The following is a 19,816-nucleotide window of genomic DNA, read 5'->3' on the forward strand; positions in this document are numbered from 1 at the left end:
CAAGGTGGTGGTCGCCCGCATGACGGTGGTCGCTGACAGGATGGTCCCGTGAGCGTGTGGGACGGCCTGACCGGTCAGGAAGAAGCAGTCGCCTCCCTCCGGAACGCCGCGGAGTCGACCGACGGCACCGGCGGCATGACGCACTCGTGGTTGATCACGGGGCCGCCCGGGTCCGGCCGGTCGAACGTGGCGACGGCGTTCGCCGCGGCCCTCGTGGGCAACGGTCCCGACGACGACCACACCCTGCAGCAGATCACCGCGAAGACCCACCCCGACGTGTCGGTGCTCACGACGCAGCGCGTGATCATCACGATCGACGAGATCCGGCAGCTCGTGACCTCGTCGTACTACTCGCCCTCGGTCGGTCGGTACCGCATCGTCATCATCGAGGACGCCGACCGCATGACGGAACGCACCTCGAACCTGCTGCTCAAGGCGCTCGAAGAACCTCCGGAGCGCACCGTCTGGATCCTCTGCGCCCCGAGTGAAGCCGACCTGCTGCCCACCATCCGCTCGCGCGTGCGCTCCGTACGCCTCCGGGTCCCCGGCATCGAGTCCGTCGCCGACCTGCTGGTCGCCCGCACCGGCATCGACCGCGCCCTCGCGATGGACGCAGCACGGCAGGCGCAGAGCCACATCGGCATGGCGCAGCGCCTGGCGACGAGCGAGGACGCCCGCGATCGTCGCCGCCGCACCCTGACGACCGTGCTCGGCGTCCGGAGCGTCGGCGACGCCGTGATGGCCGCCGCCGACCTGCTCGCCGTCGCCGACGAAGACGCCAAGGCCATCACGCAGCAGCGCGACTCCGAAGAACGCGACGCCGCACTGCGATCGCTCGGCATCGAACCCGGCGGGACGATCCCGCCGGCCCTCCGCTCGCAGCTCCGGCTGCTCGAGGACGACCAGAAGCGCCGTGCGACCCGCAGCCTGCGCGACGGTCTCGACCGCATCCTGGTCGACGTGTCCTCGCTGTACCGCGACCTGCTCCTGCTCGGTCTCGGCGCCCCGGCGGAACCCGTCAACCTGGCGATGCGCGACCACCTCGACCAGGCCCTGCAGTCGGTCACGCCGGCCGCGGCGCTCGAGGTGCTCGACGCGATCGCCCTCGCCCGGCAGCGGATCGCCGCGAACGTGGCGGCGTTGCTCGCGCTCGAGGCGCTGCTCGTCACGATCGCCCGCGTCCGGCGCTGACCGCGACGGGCCTCTGCCCGCGACGAGCGGGGCATGGGACAATCACGGCATGCCCGACGCTGAACCCGGCCTGCGCGAACGGAAACGCCGCGCCACCCGCCGCGCCATCCAGGCGGCCGCGCTCCGCATCGCGATCGAGGACGGCCTCGGAGCGGTCACCGTGGACGAGATCTCGCGTCGAGCCGACGTCTCACCCCGCACGTTCTTCAACTACTTCCCGAGCAAGGAACAGGCGATCCTCGGGGACGACCCGGAGCTGCCCGACGACGCCGCGCTGCAGGAGTTCGTCGACGGGGGACCGGACGGCGACCTGCTGTCGGACCTCGGTGCACTGCTCGTGCACTCGACGCAGGAGCTCATCGAGGAACGCGGACTCATCGAGGAACGGCAGCAGGTGCTCCGGGCGAACCCCGAACTGTTCAGCCGACGCATGGAGTCGATGAAGGAGTTCCAGGCCGAGATCCAGGCGGCGGTCGCCCGGCGGCTCGAACGCGAGGACCCCGAGCTCGCCGCGGACCCCGACGCGCTCCGTCGTCGGGCGCGCCTGGCGTCGATCGTGGCGCTCGGTGCGCTCCGGCACGCGTGGTGGGAGTGGTCCGGGTCCGAAGCCGGTTCGCACCTGGTCGACGAGCTCCGCAGGTCCTTCGCCGAGCTCGGCGTGCTCGTTTCGCGTTCACTCGTCTGAGCCTGTATAGTCATTGATCGTGCCGCTCCGGGTTCGGAGCGAGCGCGCCGCCTTAGCTCAGTCGGTAGAGCGATTCACTCGTAATGAATAGGTCGTCGGTTCGATTCCGACAGGCGGCTCGGAACACATCCCCGGTCACGGATCTGCAACAGGTCCTGACCGGGGATTTCTGCGTCTGCGGGAAACCGCACCCCTTGGCTCCGGACCAGACAGCGGGGGAGGACGCGGGTTAGCCTCGTCAGGACGCGGGGCTCCCCGCGACCGACCACCTGCACCGCCCCGTACCCCCTCGGCGGACGACCGACGGAGGTACCGTGTTCAAGCGTGCGACGACCGTCGTCCTGGTGGCTGCTGCGGCTGCTGCGCTGGCCATCACGGCCGCCGCGGTGCCGGAGTCGCGGGCGACGTCATCGGCGGCCCCGGCCGGCGCATCGAGCAGCAGCGCGACCCCGACCCCGCACCCGACCGCGGTGGCCACCGATCCGACCATCGGGCGCACGCCGACCTTCTCGGTGGACTTCGACACGCCGGCTGCGGCGAACGGCCCGTTCGCGGCGACGTACGCGCAGTCGTGGCAGCCGTACCCGGACGGCACCGGCGGCAAGTACTACTCGAGCAAGATGGTCAGCGCGCACGACGGGTACATGGACATCGCCCTCGACGGCGAGCACGGATCGGCCGGCACGTTCGGCACGCCCGAGGACGCCTGGTCGCACGTCGGCGGGTCGTTCAGCATCCGCGCCCGTGCCACCGGCGGCGACAAGAACGGCGCAGCGATCATGCTCTGGCCGACGTCGAACGACTGGGCGGACGGCGAACTCAACTACCCCGAGGGCAACTTCGACGGCTCGCCGCGGGTGTTCCACCACTCGATGCTGCCCGGGGACGAGAAGGCGTCGGACAACTACAACACCCGGGTGTCCTGGCGGGACTGGCACACCTACACGACGGAGTGGATCCCCGGGCGGGCGATCCACTACTACCTCGACGGCAAGCTCGTCTTCACGGTCGCGCGGAACGTCCCGACGACCCCGCACCGCTACATGGTGCAGGTCGGCAACTGGGGCAAGGCCGGCAACCTGCAGATCGACTGGGTCCGCACCTACGACGCGCAGTGACGCCGGGCCGCGCCGGCCCGCTCCCCGTTCTGGGGCTGCGCCGGACCTCCATCGTGCGGGACGATCGGACAGAAGCCGTGTTCTCCGTTCGGAAGGTCGTCATGCTCCTGTCACTCGTCTACATGAGCGCCGCCGACGAACCCTTCGACCAGCCCCGCCTCGACGCGCTCCTCGAACACGCCAGGGCCCGGAACGCCGCATCGGGCCTGTCCGGCCTGCTCGTGTACAAGGACGGCCGCTTCATGCAGCTGCTCGAGGGGCCCGAGGCCGCGGTCCTCGAGACGTACCAGCGCATCACCGAGGACCCCCGGCACACCGACGTCGGGCTGCTCGTCGAGGAGCGGATCCACACGCCGCGGTTCGGCGAGTGGACGATGGCGTTCGACCGCGACCACGAGACCGCGCTCCCCGACGGCTTCGACACGTTCCTGTCCGACGGCGACCGGAGTGCGGACACCAGCAAGGCGCGAGCGTTGCTGCGCTGGTTCCGCACCCACCCGATGGCCGCGCCCGACGCCGCTCTGGGCAAGCACCGGCGCTGAGGGTCAGGGCAGGTAGTACGTCGGGTTCGGCAGCTTGACGCTGCGGTCCGCCGAGCCCCCGAGCAGGTCGCTGTACTGGTCGCCGAAGTTCGCGACCACGTCGTAGCGTCCGCCCGATCGTGACTCGATGTGCGCCCGGGTCTGCGACTTGTACTCGACGGTGGTGCACTTCGCCGTGGCGCAGGTGATGTACGACGGCTGCTGCGACGCCCCGACCCCGGTCCACTTCGTGTAGTACGTCTCGGTGCCGCGCTTCGTCGCCGAGAACTGCGGGTAGCCGACGCGCTGCAGGTTGTCGATGGTGGCGGTCTCCTGATCGGCATTCCGGCCGGTCAGCCCGATGATCGTGCAGCCGGAACGCTGTGCGATCGACACGAGCGAGGTCATCGACGGGGTCGCGGGGAACCGTTCGTCCTGCACCCACTCGTCCTGCCGTGCGGGGTCGAAGACGAAGTGCATGTCCGCGACCTCCATGTCGTACGTCCAGAGCGTGGTGTCGTCGGCGTCGAGCACGATCGCGGGGTTGCGGTGCAGCTTGCGGCCGACGGCGCACTGGGCGGCGACGACGGGGGCCTGCCGCCGGACGAGGGACCGCATCTCGCGGATGTAGGGGGAGTCGGTGCGGTTCGCGAGTCCGGTGCCGGGGTCGCCGTAGTAGGTGGCGATGGTCTTCTTGACGGAGTCGATGTTCGGGATGCCCTCACCGGACTGGGTCGCACCGGAGGAGCCGTCGGCGGCCATCGTGAACTGCGTGCGGGGCGCGAGCCGGGGCTCGGAGACGCCGGGCAGATCGGCCGAGGGCAGGTAGTAGGTGGGGTTCGGCAGCTTGAGGGACCGGTCGGCGTACCCGCCCTGCAGGTCGCTCCACTGGTCGCCGATGTTCAGCGTGATGTCGTAGCCGAGGTCCTGCTCGATGTGCTTGCGGGTCAGGGCCTTGTACTCGACGGTCGTGCAGCTCGCGGCGGCGCAGGTCACGTACGACGGCTGCTGCGAGGCGCCCTTGCCGGTCCACTTCGTGAAGAAGCGGTCCTCGGTGAAGGCGGTGTAGCCGACCTTCGACAGGTTCTGCACGGTCGCGGTCTTCTGGTCGTCGTTCCGGCCGGTCAGTCCGAACACGGTGAAGCCCATCGCGGCGGCGCGGTTGACGAAGCCGACCATGGACGGGGTGGCGGCGAAGCGCTCGTCCTGCACCCACTCGTCCTGCCGTGCGGGGTCGAAGACGAAGTGCATGTCCGCGACCTCCATGTCGTACGTCCACAGGGTGGTGTCGTCGGCGTCGAGGACGATCGCGGGCTTCTCGCCGTGGCGGACGGCGCGGTCGTGGATGCGCTGCAGCGACGCTCCCTGGCGGGCGACGATCGATCGCATCTCGCGGATGTAGGGGGAGTCGGTCCGGTTCGCCAGGCCCGTGCCGGGGTCGCCGTAGTAGGTGGCGATGGTCTTCTTGACGGAGTCGATGTTCGGGATGCCCTCGCCGCCCTGGGTCGCACCGGACGTGCCGTCGGCAGCCATCGTGAAGTGCGTCCGCGGGGTCAGGCCGGCGTCGGCGGAGTGCCCCGGCGAGTGTCCCGGTCCGTGTCCTGGGTCGCCCCACCCGTGTGCGCTGGCCGGACCGCCGACGAGGGTGGACGTGAGGACGATCGCCGCACTGGTGGCGACGACGGAGAGGACGGAACGGCGCATGGAGGACCTGCACACCTTCGACTCGGGGAGGAGTGACCCCCGGATGGGGGATCTCGCAGCACGTTAGCTGGCAATCACCAGTGGAGTCCATACCAAAGCGCTGCGGCCCGTCCTGGTAAACATGGCCGCATGACGGTTCGCTGGGGAGTCATCGGTACGGGCGGCATCGCCCGGTCCTTCGTGGGCGACTGCGTCGCCGCGGGCATCGAGTTCACGGCGGTCGGCAGCCGTACGAGCGACGGCGCCGAGGCCTTCGCGGCGGAGTTCGGCATCCCACGGGCGCACGGTTCCTACGAGGACCTCGTCGCCGACGACACGGTCGATGCCGTGTACGTCGCGACCCCGCACGTCCGGCACGCCGAGGACGCCCTGCTCGCGATCCGCGCCGGCAAGCACGTCCTCGTCGAGAAGGCCTTCACGATGACGGCAGCCGAGGCGCGGACCGTGGTCGATGCTGCCCGTCGAGCGGGCGTCGCGGTGACCGAGGCGATGTGGACCCGGTTCCTGCCGCAGATGGCGATGATCCGCGAGGTCCTGGCCGAGGGGCGCATCGGCCGGCCGGTGCTCGTCGAGGCGACGCACCACCAGGCCCTGCCCACCGACCCGTCGCACCGGCTGCGCGATCCCGCCCTCGGCGGTGGAGCCCTGCTGGACCTGGGCGTGTACCCGGTGTCCTTCGCCGTCGACGTGCTGGGCGTGCCCACCTCCCTCGTCGCGGCCGGCACGCTGAGCGCGCAGGGAGTCGACACGCAGATGGGCATCGTCCTGACGCACGACGGCGGTACGCAGTCGGTGATCCACTTCGGGATGGACGTGCGCAGCCCGAACACGGCCTCGGTCATCGGCGAAGCGGGGCGCATCGACGTCGACTCGACCTGGTACACCCCGACGACGTGGCGGATCCGGGACCGCGACGGCGTCGTGGTCGAGGAGTTCGACGCGCGCGAGGAGCTCGCCGGCTACGGCCACGAGGCGCGCGCGTTCGAGGCGATGGTCACGTCCGGCGTGCACGAGGGCGGTCCCATGGACGCCGAACAGTCGGTCGCGATCATGGCCGTCATGGACGAGGCCCGCCGCCAGGTCGGCGTGCGTTACCCCGCGGACGACGTCTCCACAGCGCCCTGATCCGGGTCGCGTCGTCCACATCGGGACGATCCGGCCTGGAGGCTCCTGCCGCAGTTCCGTAGGATCGGTCGCGATGTCCGAGCAGCAGCCCACCCCGCCTTCCGTACCGGAGCGTGTCCGCGCCGCCGTCGCAGCCGCGCGCGCCTCCGCCGTGCGCCGCCCGGTGCCCTGGATCGCCGGTGGGCTCGCAGCCCTGCTCGTGGTCGGTTCGGGCGGGGCCGTCGCGGTCGCCGCGGCGATGACACCGGACACGGGCACGACCGCGGCCCCGGCGACCACCTCGACCGCGACCTCGACGCCGAGCCGGTCGACCGCCACCACGAAGCGACCGACGAGTACGCCGACTCCGACCCCGGACGCCCGCGCCGTGCCGAAGGACCCGGCCGGCCCCTCCGCCCTGCGCACCTGCTCGATCGCCGGCGCGGCGTCGGCGAGTGGTCTCGGCGCGTTCGAGGGGTACGTCATGGACGCGAAGACCGGCGAGGTCCTGTTCTCGAAGGACGGCGACAAGGCCGCCCAGACCGGCAGCGTCATGAAGACCCTGACGACGGCGACGGCGCTCGCGGTGCTCGGCGGCGACCACCGCATCCCGACCACGGTCACGCAGGAGTCCGGCGGGACCATCGCGCTGGTCGGGCACGGCGACGCCACCCTGTCCGCCGGCAACGGCACGGTCTACCCGGGGGCCCCGACGCTCGCGCAGCTCGCCCAGCAGGTCAAGGCCAAGGTCGGCGACACCCCCGTCACCACGATCGTCACCGACGACACGTACTGGAGCGACGCCGACGCGTGGGACCCCACGTGGCCGGTGTCCGAGCGCACCATCGGGTACCAGCCGAAGGTGACGGCGCTCATGGTCGACGGTGACCGGGCGAACCCGGCCGCGGCGACCTCGCCCCGGTCCGAGGACCCGGTCGGCCGTGCGGGCACCGCGTTCCGGACGGCACTGGCGAACGCCGGGGTCGCCGGGGCGGGGTCGGCACAGATCGTCAAGCGCGCCACGACCAGCACGAACACCATCGCGACGGTGTCCTCGCAGCCGGTGTCGACACTGATCGGGCAGATGATCCCGAACTCGGACAACACCCTCGCCGAGATGCTCGCCCGGGTGTCGTCGAAGGAGTCCGGCTCGAACGGCTCGGCGGCGTCGCTGACCTCGGTGTACCAGTCGGCGCTCGGTTCCTACGGCGTCGACCCGGCCGGCATCGTCATCAAGGACGGCTCGGGCGAGAGCGCCGCGAACGCGGTGTCGCCGAACTTCGTCGCCCACCTCATGGTGCAGGTCGCCGCCGGCGCGAAGGGCCTCGGTACCCTCGCGAACGCCCTGCCCGTTTCGGGACAGTCCGGCACGCTGGCCAGCCGCTTCACCGGCGCGAACGCCGTGGCCCGCGGCAAGGTGCACGCGAAGACCGGGTGGATCGACAGCGCGAACACCCTCGGTGGGTACATCGACGCTGCGGACGGATCGCGCCTGACCTTCGCGTTCTACGCCATCGGGTCCTCGCGTGCGGCCGCGCTGCCGGCGCTCGACGCGGTGACCGCGGCGGCCTACTCGTGCGGGAGCAAGCTCACCGACTCCTGAGTCACCGGGTGTTGGATGGGCCCATGGCACGGGCTCTCCTCATCGTCGACGTCCAGAACGACTTCACCGAGGGCGGTGCGCTCGGGGTGACCGGGGGCGCGGCCCTCGCGGAGCGGATCAGCGCGTTCCTCGGCCGGCACGCCGAGGAGTACGACCTGATCGTCGGCTCCCGCGACTGGCACCACGGCGACGACGACAACGGCGGACACTTCGCCGGACCCGAGGGTCCCGACTTCGTCGACACGTGGCCCGTGCACTGCGTGGCCGGCACACCGGGCGCCGAGTACCACCCGGAGCTCGACACCGAGCCGATCGACGTCGACGTCTTCAAGGGCCAGGGCACGCCGGACTACTCGGCCTTCCAGGCGCGGACCGAGTCGGGCGTGCCGTTGCCGGAGATCCTGACCGAGCACCGGGTGCACTCCGTCGACATCGTCGGCATCGCCACCGACCACTGCGTCCGGGCCTCGGCACTCGACGCCCGTGCCGCCGGCATCGACGTCGCGGTCTACGAGGACCTGGTGGCCGGCGTCGACGTCGAGCGCAGCGCCCGCGCGCTCGACGACATCCGAGCGGCCGGCGGGCACGTCGACCGCAGCGACATGGACGAGGGGCTCGCGAACCCCGGAGGAGCACAGCTGTGACCGAGACCAGCACCAGCACCGACACGAGCGCCACGACCGGCGACCTCACCACGACCGTGGGCGACGACCACGTCACCGTGCACGGCGTCCCGACCGGCCTGTTCATCGGCGGGTCCTGGCGCCCGTCGGCGAGCGGCGCGACGTTCGCCGTCCGCGACCCCTCGACCGGCGACGTGCTGGCCGAGGTCGCCGACGCCACCCCCGAGGACGGCATCGCCGCGCTCGACGCCGCGGTCGCCGCGCAGCAGGAGTGGGCGGCGACCGCTCCGCGGCAGCGCTCCGACGTGCTGCGTCGCGCGTTCGACCTGGTCCGCGCGCACGAGGACGACCTGGCCGCCCTGATGACGCTCGAGATGGGCAAGCCCCTGGTCGAGGCCCGCGGCGAGGTGGTCTACGGCGGCGAGTTCCTCCGCTGGTTCTCGGAGGAGGCCGTCCGCATCGGCGGCGACTACCGCACCAACCCCGAGGGCACCGGACGCGCGATCGTCCTGAAGCGTCCGGTCGGCCCGGTGTACGCGATCACCCCGTGGAACTTCCCCCTCGCCATGGCGACCCGGAAGATCGGCCCCGCACTGGCGGCCGGCTGCACGGTCGTCGTGAAGCCGGCGGAGCTCACGCCGCTGACCACGCTGTTCCTGGTCGAGCTGTTCCGCCGTGCCGGGCTGCCGGACGGCGTGCTCAACGTGGTGCCGTCCCTCGACGCCAAGGGCCTGTCCGAGCCGATCATCGCCGACCGTCGCCTCCGCAAGCTCACCTTCACCGGATCGACGCCGGTCGGGTCCGCGCTCCTCAAGCAGGCGGCGGACAACGTGCTCAAGACGAGCATGGAGCTCGGCGGCAACGCCCCCTTGCTGGTGGTCGACGACGCCGACCTCGACGCCGCCGTCACCGCTGCGATGCTCGCGAAGTTCCGGAACGTCGGCGAGGCCTGCACTGCCGCCAACCGGTTCTTCGTGCAGGACGGCATCGCCGACGCGTTCGTGGCCGCCCTCACCGCGAAGGTCGACGCGCTCCGCATCGGCCGGGGTACCGAGGACGGCACGACGATGGGCCCGCTCATCGACGACCGTGCAGTGGACAAGGCTGCCGGACTCGTCGACGATGCGGTCACCCGAGGCGCGCGGCTCGTCACCGGCGGACACCGCGTCGAGCGGCCCGGTACCTACTACGCGCCCACAGTGCTGGACGACGTGCAGCCGGGGTCGGAGATCCTGACGACCGAGATCTTCGGACCGGTCGTGTCGATCACGCGCTTCGCGACCGAGGACGAGGGCATCCGGCTCGCCAACGACACCGAGTTCGGGCTCATCGCCTACGCGTTCACGACGGACTTCCCGCGCGGGCAGCGGCTCGCCGAACGCCTGGAGACCGGGATGCTCGGGCTGAACACCGGCCTCGTGTCGAACGCAGCGTTCCCGTTCGGCGGGGTGAAGTCGTCCGGGCTCGGCCGCGAGGGCTCGCACGAGGGCATCGAGGAGTACCTCGAGACCGTGTACGTGCTCACCCCGGACCCGTTCGCCGCCTGAACGGGCCCGGCGGCGGGGCTCAGACCAGCAGCTGGTGCTTCGCCAGGTCGCGGTAGAGCGGCGTCGACTCGACGAGCTCGGAGTGCGTGCCGGCGCCGACGACCCGGCCGTGCTCGAGCACGACGATGACGTCGGAGTCGACCACGGTGGACAGCCGGTGCGCGATGACGAGCAGGGTGCGGTCCTCGGCGACGGCGTCGATCGCCAGCCGCATCTTCTGCTCGTTCACGCCGTCGAGCGACGACGTCGACTCGTCGAGCAGCAGGATCGGGGGAGCGGCGAGCAGCGCGCGGGCGATGGCCAGCCGTTGACGCTCGCCACCGGAGAGCATCACGCCGTCCTCGCCGACCTGGGCGTCGAGTCCACGCGGGTCGCGGTGCAGGACCTCGCCGAGGTTGACCGCCTCGAGCACGCGGACGCAGTCGTCCTCGGTCGCGTCCGGCGAACCGAGCAGCAGGTTCGCGCGGATGGTGCCGGCGAGTACCGGGGCGTCCTGCTCGACGTAGCCGATCTGGGCGCGGAGCTCCTGGCGGTCCATGCCCCGGACGTCGATGCCACCGAGCCGGATGACGCCCTCGGTCGGGTCGTAGAACCGCTCGATCAGGGCGAGGGTCGTCGACTTGCCAGCACCCGACGGACCCACGAGTGCGACCCGCGAGCCGCGGGGAACGCGGAACGACACATCGTGGAGCACCACGTCGTCGACCGGAAGCTCGTCGGCGAGGCGATCCGGGCCTCCCGGTCGGTCCACCGCGCCGGAGGCGACGGCGCCGTCCGGACCGGACGCATCCGCTGCAGCTGCGTACCGGAACGTGACGTGCTCGAACGTGATGGCGTCGTCCGAGGCGACCGCGGCGGCGGGGCGCGCAGCGGCGTCGTCCTGCGCCTCGGTCGGCAGGTGCAGGATCTCCTCGATCCGGCCGAGCGCACCGAGCGCCTGGGCGACCGCGACGGCGGCGCCCATCGCCTGGCCGAGCGGCATGATCATCATGAAGAGCAGCAGGATGAACGTGATGAGCGTGGCGATGGTGATGGTGCCTGCGGCGACCTGGGCCCCGCCGACGCCGAGCACGGCGATGAACGCGACCTGCATGACGATGCTCGCCACCGGCACGACGAACGCGGACATCTTCGCGATGTCGAGGCCGCGCTGGTAGGCCTCGGTCGCGTGTCCGTCGACCTCGTGCACCTCGCGCTCGGTGGCGCCGGCCGCGCGGATGGTGCGGACGGCGCCGATGCCGCGCTCGACCGCCGCGGTCAGGTCGCCGACCTTCTCCTGCGCACGCTTCGACGCGATCCGGATGCGCCGACTCAGTCCGCCGACGACCACGATCGCGACCAGGACGATGACGACCACGATCACGAGCAGCAGCGGGTCGATGATCGCCATCGCGATGATCGCGCCGATGAACGTGAGGGCGCCGCCGATCGACTCGATCAGGCCCTGGGTCAGGACCGCGCGCAGGAGCGTGGTGTCGCTGCCGACGCGGGACACCAGGTCACCGGTGCGACGGGTGTCGAACTCCGAGATCGGCAGGTTGAGGATGCGGGCGATGAGCTTGCGGCGCGTGGAGAGCACGACGCCCTCGCCCGCACGCTGGAGCAGGAAGTGCTGCACACCGTTCAGGACGCCGGCGACCAGGACGAGCCCGACGAGCAGCCAGACGAGCGTGCTGAGCGTGTTGCCCTGCTGCACCGCCGTGACGACCTGGTTGACGAGCAGCGGCTGCGCGAGCGACGCCCCGGCGCCGAGGATGCTCAGCACGATGATGACGACCATCGCCGGCTTGTTCTCGAACAGGTAGGACAACAGGCGGCCGAAGGTGGCGCGGGGGCCGTCGGTCTTCTTGGGGCGCGCGAAGGGGAGACTCATCGTGTTCCTAGTTTCTGCCGTACTTCTTGTGCACTGCCTGTCGGCTGACACCGAGCAGGGTCGCGATCTCCTGCCACGACGCCCCGGCGTTGCGGGCGGCACGGGCAGCGAGTTCTTCGGTCCGGTCGAGTTCACGGCGGAGCTCGCGCACGTTCGCGAGGGCGGAGAACGGGTCGTCCCCGGAGGCTCCGGCCGCGAGGCTCGTGATGGTCGGTCGGTCCATGGCTGTCAACCTACATTGACGCGCCGACATCTGTCAACCTGAGTTGACGGACAGGGTCGCGCCGTGCGGGTGGACGCGACGATGGATGGACGGGAGGCCCGGTGCCAGCTGGCACCGGGCCTCCCGTCCGTCCGTGGTGACGCCTCAGGCGTCGGTGAAGTCCTTGCTCTTCGTCTCGCGGACGAAGAGCAGGGCGACGAGCGTCACGACGGCGGCGATCGTCAGGTACAGCCCGACCAGGAAGATGTTGCCGTCGGCCTGCCACAGCGCCAGGGCGATCGTCGGCGCGAGCGAGGCACCGAGGATCGACGCGACGTTGTACGCGATCGCCGAACCGGTGTACCGGACGTTCGTCGGGAACAGCTCCGGCAGCAGCGCACCCATCGGCCCGAAGGTCAGCCCCATCAGGGACAGTCCGACGATCAGGAACGTCACCACCGTGATCGGGCCCTGCGACGCCGCGAACCAGAACTGGAACGTCAGACCGAACAGCGCGATGCCGATCGTGGTCGGGATGAGTGTCTTCCGGCGCCCGAACTTGTCGGCCAGGATGCCGGCGATCGGGGTGAAGATGCCGAAGAACACGACGCCGATCATGAGCAGCGTCAGGAACTCACCGCGGCTGTAGCCGAGGCCGACCTTCGGGACGAGCGGACCGGCCTCGGCACCGGTGGTGCCGTACGACAGCGTGAACGTGGTCATGAAGTAGAAGAGGACGTACGTCGCGACCATGCCGAACGTGCCGACGATGAGCGCCTTCCACGAGGTGCGGAACACCCGGCCCAGCGGGATCTTCGCGACCGTGCCGGACTCCTGGACGCCGCGGAACACCGGCGACTCGACGAGCTTGAAGCGCACGTAGAGCCCGACGACGACCAGGACCGAGGAGAGCAGGAACGGGATGCGCCAGCCCCACGCCTGGAAGTCGGCGTTCGGGGTGCCGTCGGCACCGGCGGGCATCGCGGCGTTGATCGCGATGAACAGGCCGTTCGCGAGCAGGAAGCCGATCGGTGCGCCGAGCTGCGGCATCGAACCGAAGACGCCGCGCTTGCCCTTGGGGGCGTTCTCGGTGGCGAGCAGTGCCGCACCGGACCACTCGCCGCCGAGGCCGACGCCCTGGGCGAAGCGCATCACGGCGAGCAGGACCGGCGCCCACACGCCGATGGTGCTGAACGTCGGCAGGCAGCCGATCAGGAACGTCGCGGTGCCCATGACGAGCAGCGACGCGACGAGGGTGGTCTTGCGGCCCACCCGGTCACCGAAGTGCCCGAAGATGATCGACCCGATCGGCCGCGCGAAGAAGGCGAGGGCGAACGTCACGAACGACGACAGCTGCGATGCCGTGGGGTCCTCGTTCGGGAAGAACAGCGTCGGGAAGACGAGGACCGCGGCCGTCGCGTAGACGTAGAAGTCGTAGAACTCGATCGAGGTGCCGACGAGGCTGGCGATGACGACGCGCGAGCGCGGGTTGCCTGCTGGTGCCGGAGCTGAAGTCGGGGTTGCTGGTGCCGGTGCGGCGGTCATGGGTGTCGTGTGGTCTTCCGTGGTGCGCACTCCTGGCAGGGAGCACGGATACCCGAAACGGCGGACACCGATCGGTTCGCGCAGGGTGGCGCGGGCACCGATCGGGTGCGTTCGGTTGGTGGGGGACCGCTTGTGACGGAAGACAACATCGTACGACAGATGTCGCCCACCTGCGAATCAGCCCAGAGTCAGCTGGCGGCTCCTGCGCCGGCGCCCGCCCCGGCGCTGGCACCGGCCTCGAGGTGCGCGGGCAGCTGGTGCCCCATCCGGTCGCGCTTGGTGTCGAGGTAGCCGGCGTTCTGCGCCGAGACACCGACGACCAGCGGCACGAGCGACTCGACGGTGATGCCGTGCTCCTCGAGCTGGCGACGCTTCTCGGGGTTGTTTGAGAGCAGTCGCACGCGGGTGATCCCGAGTTCGGCGAGGATGCCCGCGGCGCCGCCGTACGCACGGGAGTCGGCCGGCAGCCCGAGCGCCAGGTTGGCGTCGAGCGTGTCGAGGCCGTCTTCCTGCAGGCGGTAGGCCTTGAGCTTGTTGATGAGCCCGATGCCGCGTCCTTCCTGCCCGCGCAGGTAGACCACCACGCCGCCCTCGGCAGCGATGGTGTCGAGCGCGGCGTCGAGCTGGGGCCCGCACTCGCACTTCAGCGAGCCGAACGCCTCGCCGGTCAGGCACTCGGAGTGCACACGGACCAGGGCGCCGTCGGACGGGGCGGACCCGTCGGGCAGCGCGCCGATGATCGCGACGTGCTCCGCGCCGGTCACGAGGTCGCGGTAGGCGCGCATCTGGAACGTGCCGTGGGTGGTGGGGACGTTCGTCGACACCTCGAACTGGACGGGGCTGCCCGGGGTGGAGGAGGTCAGCGCGTCGGTCATGGGGTGCTCCGGTCGTTCGTGGGCCCGTCGTCTCCGAACCCGGGTGCTGCGTCGTGCTGCTGCGGTGTCGCGCTGCGTTGCGGTCGGGCTCGGACCAGCAGGTCAGGGCCCAGGCTGGTGGTCGATAGTACGTCCAACCGCCGACGCCCGGACATGCTTCCCACCCCGAGGTCGTCGAGGGCGACCCGGGGTCCGCCGAGCAGGATCGGGGCGACGTACACGAGGTACTCGTCGACGAGCCCGGCGGCGATGAGCGCGGACGCGACGGTGGGGCCGCCCTCGACGAACACGGAGTGCACGCCGTGCCCACGCAGGGCGGCGAGCGACGCGGCGAGGTCGTGCCCCGGCAGCGTCACGAGCCCGCGGGGGTGTCGCCGGACCGCGGCGTCGTCGGGGACGGCGCGGTCACCGAGCACGACCGCGAGCGGCTGGTCGGCGAGGAGTTCGCCCGCGTCACCCCGAGCGGTCAGGCTCGGGTCGTCGGCGAGGACGGTGCCGGTGCCGACCAGGATCGCGTCGTGCGCGGCACGCTGCTCGTGGACGTGCTGTCGGGCTGCGGCGCCGGTGATCCACTTGCTCGTCCCGTCGGCAGCCGCGGCCCGGCCGTCCAGGCTCGAGGCCCACTTCACGGTCACCCAGGGGCGTCCGAGTCGGACCGACAGAAGCCACCGTTCGAGGAACGCCTCGGCCTCGTCTGCGAGTACTCCGGACACGACGTCGACCCCGGCGGCGCGGAGACGGTCGGCGCCGCCGTGCACGTCCGTACCCGGGTCGTCGATCGCGTACACGACACGGGCGACCCCGGCCTCGATCAGGGCGACGGCGCAGGGGCCGGTGCGGCCGGTGTGGTTGCAGGGCTCGAGGGTGACGACGGCCGTCGCGCCGCGGAGCTGTGCCGGATCGACCTTCGCCATCGCGTCGACCTCAGCGTGCGGGGTTCCGGCACCCTTGTGCCACCCCTCGGCGAGGACGTCGCCGGCGGGGGAGAGGATCACCGCGCCGACCCGAGCGTGGTCGCCCACGACGGGCCCGAGGGCCGCGAGTTCGAGCCCGCGGCGCATCGCCCGGACCTCGGTGGGTCGTGCCGTGTCGCTCACGGCTCGAGCCTACCGGCGGTGAATCGGTGACGCGTCATCGTCGGGAACGCGGCGTCATGCGGGACCTGGTCGCGGAGCGCTGCGTCATGAAGGGCCGAGTCACGGAGCGCTGCGTCACGGAGCGTCGGGCCACGGGAGGTCCGATGCGGGCGCACCGTCGGCCCGGCGCAGGGCGGTCCAGGCGGTCGTCGGTCCGCCGTCGCGTCCGGGGATCCGGGCGGGCCCGACGCCGGTGAACGAGAACCCGGCGCTGCGGGCGACCGCGGCCGACGCCGTGTTGCCCTCGTAGCACTCCCAGTAGACGTCCGGAGCCCCGTCGGCGAAGGCCCACTCGACGACGAGCTCGACCGCATCGTGCATCAGGCCGGCGCCGCGGGCCGAGGGAGCCAGCCAGAACCCCAGGTCGCGGCCGGCCGTGCGGTACCCGATGATCCCCTCGAGCCAGGAGGACCCACTGCGACGGACCGCCCACGTGTACTCGCGGTCCGACGCCCAGCCGGGGCCGACCAGGGCGTCGACGAAGGTCCGTGCGTCCTGTTCGCGGTACGGCGTGGGGATGGTGGTCCAGCGGACGATGTCCGGGTCCTGACAGGCGTCGGTGATCGCCGCGGTGTCCGCCCGGGTCGGGACGTCGAGTCGGACCCGGGCGGACTCCAGCGTGACCGGCAGCACGGTCAGCCGCGCGAGCGCGGGACGAACCCGATCCGGTCGTACACACGCGCCAGGGTCTCCTGCGCGATGGACTCGGCACGGTCCGCGCCGACGGCGAGCAGCCGGTCGAGCTCCGCCGGGTCGTCGAGCAGCTCGAGCGTGCGGGTGCGCACCGGCTCGAGCTCGGCGACGACGGCGTCGGCGACCGCGCCCTTGAGGTCCCCGTAGCCCTTGCCCGAGAACGATGCCTCGAGCTCGGCGACGGGGGTCCGGCTGAAGGCGGACAGGATCGCGAGCAGGTTCGTCACGCCCGGCTTCGCCTGCCGGTCGGAGCGGATCTCGCGCTCGTCGTCGGTGACGGCCGACTTGATCTTCTTCGCGGTGCGCTTCGGGTCGTCGAGCAGCCGGACCAGGCCGCTGTCGGACGCCGCCGACTTGCTCATCTTGCTCGTCGGGTCCTGCAGGTCGTAGATGCGCGCCGTCTCGGTGCCGATCCGGGCCTCGGGCACGACGAACGTGTCGCCGAACCGCGAGTTGAAGCGTCCGGCGAGGTCGCGGGTGAGCTCGACGTGCTGGCGCTGGTCGTCGCCGACCGGCACGACCTTGGTGTCGTACAGCAGGATGTCGGCGGCCATCAGGACCGGGTACGTGAAGAGCCCGACCGACGCGGCCTCGGACCCCTGCCGCGCCGACTTGTCCTTGAACTGGGTCATCCGGCTCGCCTCACCGAACCCGGTGAGGGTGTTGAGCACCCAGGCGAGCTCGGCGTGGGCCGGCACGTGCGACTGCACGAACAGCGTCGACTTCGTCGGGTCGATGCCCGACGCGATGTACTGCGCGGCCGTCGCCCGGGTGCTCGCGCGGAGCTCGGCCGGGTCCTGCGGTGAGGTGATGGCGTGCATGTCGACGACGCAGTAGATGGCGTCGAAGTCGTCCTGCAGGTCGCGCCACTGCATGAGCGCCCCGACGTAGTTGCCGAGGTGCAGCGAGCCGGCGGACGGCTGGATGCCCGAGAAGATGCGGGTCTTGGTCATGGTGGTGTTCCTGTGGGTCAGGTGGAGCGCAACGAGTGGGGATCAGAGTTCGTAGTCGACGACCACGGGGGCGTGGTCGGACCATCGCTGGTCGTACGCCGCGGCGCGGTCGACCGTGTACTCCGTGACCTTCGCCGCGAGGTCGGGCGTGGCCATCTGGTAGTCGATGCGCCAGCCGGTGTCGTTGTCGAACGCCTGGCCGCGCCAGGACCACCACGTGTACGGTCCCTCGACGTCGCCGGCCTGCGCACGCCCGACGTCCACCCAGCCGAGCCCCGGGCCCGTCGAGCCGTCGGCGCCTTCGACCGGTTCGCCGTCGGCACCGAAGAAGCGCGAGAAGTAGGCACGCTCGCGCGGCAGGAAGCCCGCTCGCTTGACGTTGCCCTTCCAGTTCTTGATGTCGCGCTGGTCGTGCCCGACGTTGAGGTCACCGACGACGACGGCGAGCGGGTTGTGCGCGCGGAGGGCGGGCAGCCGCTCGGTCATGGCGTCGAGGAACTTCCACTTCTCGTCCTGCTTGGGGGTGTCGACCTCGCCCGAGTGGACGTAGGTGGACACGACCGTGACCGTGGTGCCGCCGATCTCGTAGTCTGCCTCGAGCCAGCGGCCGGCGGAGTCGAACTCGTCCGGTCCGAGGGCGACGCGGTGGATCTGGGCCGAGTGCCTGGACGCGATCGCGACACCCGCCCGGCCCTTGGCGGTCGCGGGGTCGTGCACGATGTCCCACTCGTCACCGAGCAGACCGGCCAGGTCCTCGCTCGACGCACGGACTTCCTGCAGGGCGAGCACGTCGACGTCACGGGTGGCGAGCCAGTCGCCCATGCCCTTGCGGAAGGCGGCGCGGACGCCGTTCACGTTGACGGATGCGAGGCGCAGGCGTGTCATGCCGACCACCTTATCGGCGGGCGCCGACAGCCCCGGACCGCACCGGTTCGAGGTTCCACGACTCGCCGCGTGCCGTCCGCCGAGGTTCCACGGACCGGCCCGTGGCGCGTCGAGATGCCGAGATTTCGGAACCTCGGGGGTGCGGGCCGGCCGGGGCAGGCCGGACGGACGGGGCGGGCGCGGGCCCGGCAGTGCGGGGGACCGCAGGACGGACGGGAGGCACGGTGCCAGCTGGCACCGTGCCTCCCGTCCGTCGGATCCGCGCGATCAGGCCGCGTCGTGGTCCGTCTGCAGGAACTCGACCAGGCTGTCGGCGGTGGTCTCGGCGTCGTCGCCGGTCACGGTGAGGCTGACCTCGTCACCGTTCTCGATGCCCAGGCCGAGCAGGGCGAGGATGCTGCCGGCGTTGCCGGACTTGTCGCCCTTGGCGATCGTGACCTGGTGGCCGGAGGCCGTCACGGTCTGGACGAAGAGGGACGCGGGGCGCGCGTGCAGGCCGGACGCGCTGGCGACGGTCACGGTGCGGGTGGCTTCGGACATCGATGTACTCCTGTCGATGGGTGGTGCGCTCATGCTAGCGAGCGCCGGATGGGCGGGTCGGGCGAGCGGTCAGGGTCGACCGGGCCAGAACACCTCGGTGCCGGCGGCCTCGACCTCGCGGACCAGGTCGAGGTTGACGGCGGGGTCGGTGATGATCGTGTCGATGGCGGCGAGGGGTGCGACGCGGCCGAACTCCTCACGGCCGAACTTGGTGTGGTCGGCGAGCAGGATGCTGCGGCGGGCGGACTTGATCATCGCCGACTTCACCGCGGCCTCGGCCATGTTGTGGGTCGTCAGGCCGCGCTCCGGGGTGATCCCGTTGATGCTCACGAAGGCGACGTCGACGCTCACCATGCCGATGAGCTGGTGCGTCCACGTGCCGACGCCGGCCAGGGAGTCGCTGCGGATGTTGCCGCCGAGCAGGTGCAGGTCGATGCCCGGCCGGTTCGCGACGGCCATCGCGACGGGGAGCGAGTGGGTGACGACGGTGAGTCCGCGGTCGGTCGGCAGCATCTCGGCGAGGCAGATGGTGGAGGTGCCGGCGTCGATCATGATCGAGCCGTTCTCCGGCAGCTCCTCGAGTGCGGCCTCGGCGATGACCATCTTCTCGGCCTGGTTGATGCCGCCGCGGTCGCCGACACCGGGGTGGATCGTGATGCGTTCGACCGGGATGGCCCCGCCGTGGGCACGTCGGACCAGCCCCCGTCGCTCCAGCGAGGTGAGGTCGCGGCGGATGGTCTCGGGCGTGACCTCGAGCAGCTCGGCGAGGTCCTTGACGTCGACCCGCCCCTGCGCGCGCGCCTGCTCGACGATGCGCTGGTGGCGTTCTGGTGCGTACATCGGACCTCGTCGTCTCCTGGTCGGAACGGAACGGACATGACCGGGCACGAACCTGACGGAACCGAGCCGGAGCGGCTGGACGCCAGACGTAAACGGGCATCTGTTTCTGCATTTTTATCCCCGGATGTGTTTGTTTGTCAACGCGGATCGGGGTAGTGTGCTGCTCAGCCGCACCGGC

Annotated in this window: 18 protein-coding genes, 1 tRNA gene and 1 pseudogene; 9 read left to right on the top strand and 11 right to left on the bottom strand. The window is 71.1% G+C overall.

The window, feature by feature from the left end:
* Nucleotides 1–48 precede the first annotated feature (48 nt).
* The 5 genes from HQQ88_RS10175 (at nucleotide 49) to HQQ88_RS10195 (ending at nucleotide 3,536) form a co-directional block, all read left to right on the top strand.
* Nucleotides 49–1,191: a DNA polymerase III subunit delta' gene (locus HQQ88_RS10175; RefSeq protein ID WP_111084209.1), complete on the top strand. Its 1,143-nt coding sequence runs from the start codon at nucleotides 49–51 to the stop codon at nucleotides 1,189–1,191.
* A gap of 49 nt (nucleotides 1,192–1,240) precedes the next feature.
* A complete protein-coding gene (locus HQQ88_RS10180; protein ID WP_111084208.1) occupies nucleotides 1,241–1,876 on the top strand; it encodes a TetR/AcrR family transcriptional regulator in 636 nt (211 codons plus the stop codon).
* Nucleotides 1,877–1,922: 46 nt separating this feature from the next.
* A tRNA-Thr gene (locus HQQ88_RS10185) sits at nucleotides 1,923–1,995 on the top strand.
* A 195-nt stretch (nucleotides 1,996–2,190) separates the two neighbouring features.
* Nucleotides 2,191–2,994 carry a glycoside hydrolase family 16 protein gene (locus HQQ88_RS10190; protein WP_173169361.1) on the top strand — a complete coding sequence of 268 codons (804 nt, stop codon included), beginning with the start codon at nucleotides 2,191–2,193 and terminating at the stop codon, nucleotides 2,992–2,994.
* 101 nt (nucleotides 2,995–3,095) lie between these two features.
* The gene (locus HQQ88_RS10195) at nucleotides 3,096–3,536 is read left to right on the top strand and encodes a BLUF domain-containing protein (protein ID WP_123938665.1); all 441 of its coding nucleotides are present in this window, start codon (nucleotides 3,096–3,098) and stop codon (nucleotides 3,534–3,536) included.
* A 3-nt stretch (nucleotides 3,537–3,539) separates the two neighbouring features.
* Here HQQ88_RS10195 and HQQ88_RS10200 read toward each other — a convergent pair whose 3' ends face one another.
* Nucleotides 3,540–5,219, bottom strand: a complete 1,680-nt coding sequence (locus HQQ88_RS10200; protein WP_173169362.1) for an HAD family acid phosphatase — start codon at nucleotides 5,217–5,219, stop codon at nucleotides 3,540–3,542.
* 129 nt (nucleotides 5,220–5,348) lie between these two features.
* Between HQQ88_RS10200 and HQQ88_RS10205 the strand changes: the two genes are divergently transcribed.
* From HQQ88_RS10205 to HQQ88_RS10220, 4 genes are all read left to right on the top strand, one after another.
* Nucleotides 5,349–6,344 (top strand): Gfo/Idh/MocA family protein, encoded by a 996-nt coding sequence (locus tag HQQ88_RS10205; protein ID WP_173169363.1) that lies wholly within the window; start codon nucleotides 5,349–5,351, stop codon nucleotides 6,342–6,344.
* 73 nt (nucleotides 6,345–6,417) lie between these two features.
* Complete coding sequence (gene dacB, locus HQQ88_RS10210) at nucleotides 6,418–7,926, top strand: D-alanyl-D-alanine carboxypeptidase/D-alanyl-D-alanine-endopeptidase (RefSeq protein ID WP_173169364.1); 1,509 nt, start codon at nucleotides 6,418–6,420, stop codon at nucleotides 7,924–7,926.
* A 23-nt stretch (nucleotides 7,927–7,949) separates the two neighbouring features.
* Nucleotides 7,950–8,570 carry an isochorismatase family protein gene (locus HQQ88_RS10215; RefSeq protein WP_173169365.1) on the top strand — a complete coding sequence of 207 codons (621 nt, stop codon included), beginning with the start codon at nucleotides 7,950–7,952 and terminating at the stop codon, nucleotides 8,568–8,570.
* A gap of 98 nt (nucleotides 8,571–8,668) precedes the next feature.
* A complete protein-coding gene (locus tag HQQ88_RS10220) occupies nucleotides 8,669–10,096 on the top strand; it encodes an NAD-dependent succinate-semialdehyde dehydrogenase (RefSeq protein ID WP_216834576.1) in 1,428 nt (475 codons plus the stop codon).
* 19 nt (nucleotides 10,097–10,115) lie between these two features.
* Here HQQ88_RS10220 and HQQ88_RS10225 read toward each other — a convergent pair whose 3' ends face one another.
* The 10 genes and pseudogenes from HQQ88_RS10225 to HQQ88_RS10270 all read right to left on the bottom strand — a co-directional run bounded on the left by HQQ88_RS10225 (nucleotide 10,116) and on the right by HQQ88_RS10270 (nucleotide 19,638).
* Nucleotides 10,116–11,969, bottom strand: a complete 1,854-nt coding sequence (locus HQQ88_RS10225) for an ABC transporter ATP-binding protein (protein WP_173169366.1) — start codon at nucleotides 11,967–11,969, stop codon at nucleotides 10,116–10,118.
* 7 nt (nucleotides 11,970–11,976) lie between these two features.
* Nucleotides 11,977–12,192: a hypothetical protein gene (locus HQQ88_RS10230; protein ID WP_123292166.1), complete on the bottom strand. Its 216-nt coding sequence runs from the start codon at nucleotides 12,190–12,192 to the stop codon at nucleotides 11,977–11,979.
* Nucleotides 12,193–12,336: 144 nt separating this feature from the next.
* A complete protein-coding gene (locus HQQ88_RS10235) occupies nucleotides 12,337–13,716 on the bottom strand; it encodes an MFS transporter (protein ID WP_173169367.1) in 1,380 nt (459 codons plus the stop codon).
* A gap of 188 nt (nucleotides 13,717–13,904) precedes the next feature.
* Nucleotides 13,905–14,558: pseudogene (gene ribA / locus HQQ88_RS10240) on the bottom strand (GTP cyclohydrolase II); the annotation flags it as partial.
* Between the two features lie 29 nt (nucleotides 14,559–14,587).
* Nucleotides 14,588–15,652: a bifunctional diaminohydroxyphosphoribosylaminopyrimidine deaminase/5-amino-6-(5-phosphoribosylamino)uracil reductase RibD gene (gene ribD, locus HQQ88_RS10245; RefSeq protein WP_216834578.1), complete on the bottom strand. Its 1,065-nt coding sequence runs from the start codon at nucleotides 15,650–15,652 to the stop codon at nucleotides 14,588–14,590.
* A 150-nt stretch (nucleotides 15,653–15,802) separates the two neighbouring features.
* A complete protein-coding gene (locus HQQ88_RS10250; protein WP_173169369.1) occupies nucleotides 15,803–16,360 on the bottom strand; it encodes a GNAT family N-acetyltransferase in 558 nt (185 codons plus the stop codon).
* A gap of 2 nt (nucleotides 16,361–16,362) precedes the next feature.
* Nucleotides 16,363–17,373: a tryptophan--tRNA ligase gene (gene trpS / locus HQQ88_RS10255; RefSeq protein ID WP_173169370.1), complete on the bottom strand. Its 1,011-nt coding sequence runs from the start codon at nucleotides 17,371–17,373 to the stop codon at nucleotides 16,363–16,365.
* A gap of 42 nt (nucleotides 17,374–17,415) precedes the next feature.
* Nucleotides 17,416–18,258: an exodeoxyribonuclease III gene (locus HQQ88_RS10260; RefSeq protein WP_123292347.1), complete on the bottom strand. Its 843-nt coding sequence runs from the start codon at nucleotides 18,256–18,258 to the stop codon at nucleotides 17,416–17,418.
* Between the two features lie 267 nt (nucleotides 18,259–18,525).
* The gene (locus HQQ88_RS10265; protein ID WP_111086640.1) at nucleotides 18,526–18,798 is read right to left on the bottom strand and encodes an HPr family phosphocarrier protein; all 273 of its coding nucleotides are present in this window, start codon (nucleotides 18,796–18,798) and stop codon (nucleotides 18,526–18,528) included.
* A gap of 69 nt (nucleotides 18,799–18,867) precedes the next feature.
* Nucleotides 18,868–19,638 carry a DeoR/GlpR family DNA-binding transcription regulator gene (locus HQQ88_RS10270; protein WP_111086639.1) on the bottom strand — a complete coding sequence of 257 codons (771 nt, stop codon included), beginning with the start codon at nucleotides 19,636–19,638 and terminating at the stop codon, nucleotides 18,868–18,870.
* Between the last annotated feature and the right edge of the window lie 178 nt (nucleotides 19,639–19,816).

This window comes from Curtobacterium sp. VKM Ac-2861, from assembly GCF_013204965.1.
In the GTDB taxonomy this organism is placed as follows: Bacteria; Actinomycetota; Actinomycetes; order Actinomycetales; family Microbacteriaceae; genus Curtobacterium.

What these genes read in the sequence shown, in the direction of transcription:
- HQQ88_RS10180 (WP_111084208.1), top strand. Translation starts at nt 1,241, where the DNA reads ATGCCCGACGCTGAACCCGGCCTGCGCGAACGGAAACGCCGCGCCACC.
- HQQ88_RS10195 (WP_123938665.1), top strand. Translation starts at nt 3,096, where the DNA reads ATGCTCCTGTCACTCGTCTACATGAGCGCCGCCGACGAACCCTTCGAC.
- HQQ88_RS10200 (WP_173169362.1), bottom strand. Translation starts at nt 5,219, where the DNA reads ATGCGCCGTTCCGTCCTCTCCGTCGTCGCCACCAGTGCGGCGATCGTC.
- HQQ88_RS10205 (WP_173169363.1), top strand. Translation starts at nt 5,349, where the DNA reads ATGACGGTTCGCTGGGGAGTCATCGGTACGGGCGGCATCGCCCGGTCC.
- dacB (WP_173169364.1), top strand. Translation starts at nt 6,418, where the DNA reads ATGTCCGAGCAGCAGCCCACCCCGCCTTCCGTACCGGAGCGTGTCCGC.
- HQQ88_RS10215 (WP_173169365.1), top strand. Translation starts at nt 7,950, where the DNA reads ATGGCACGGGCTCTCCTCATCGTCGACGTCCAGAACGACTTCACCGAG.
- HQQ88_RS10225 (WP_173169366.1), bottom strand. Translation starts at nt 11,969, where the DNA reads ATGAGTCTCCCCTTCGCGCGCCCCAAGAAGACCGACGGCCCCCGCGCC.
- HQQ88_RS10230 (WP_123292166.1), bottom strand. Translation starts at nt 12,192, where the DNA reads ATGGACCGACCGACCATCACGAGCCTCGCGGCCGGAGCCTCCGGGGAC.
- HQQ88_RS10235 (WP_173169367.1), bottom strand. Translation starts at nt 13,716, where the DNA reads ATGACCGCCGCACCGGCACCAGCAACCCCGACTTCAGCTCCGGCACCA.
- ribD (WP_216834578.1), bottom strand. Translation starts at nt 15,652, where the DNA reads ATGCGCCGCGGGCTCGAACTCGCGGCCCTCGGGCCCGTCGTGGGCGAC.
- trpS (WP_173169370.1), bottom strand. Translation starts at nt 17,373, where the DNA reads ATGACCAAGACCCGCATCTTCTCGGGCATCCAGCCGTCCGCCGGCTCG.
- HQQ88_RS10260 (WP_123292347.1), bottom strand. Translation starts at nt 18,258, where the DNA reads ATGACACGCCTGCGCCTCGCATCCGTCAACGTGAACGGCGTCCGCGCC.
- HQQ88_RS10265 (WP_111086640.1), bottom strand. Translation starts at nt 18,798, where the DNA reads ATGTCCGAAGCCACCCGCACCGTGACCGTCGCCAGCGCGTCCGGCCTG.
- HQQ88_RS10270 (WP_111086639.1), bottom strand. Translation starts at nt 19,638, where the DNA reads ATGTACGCACCAGAACGCCACCAGCGCATCGTCGAGCAGGCGCGCGCG.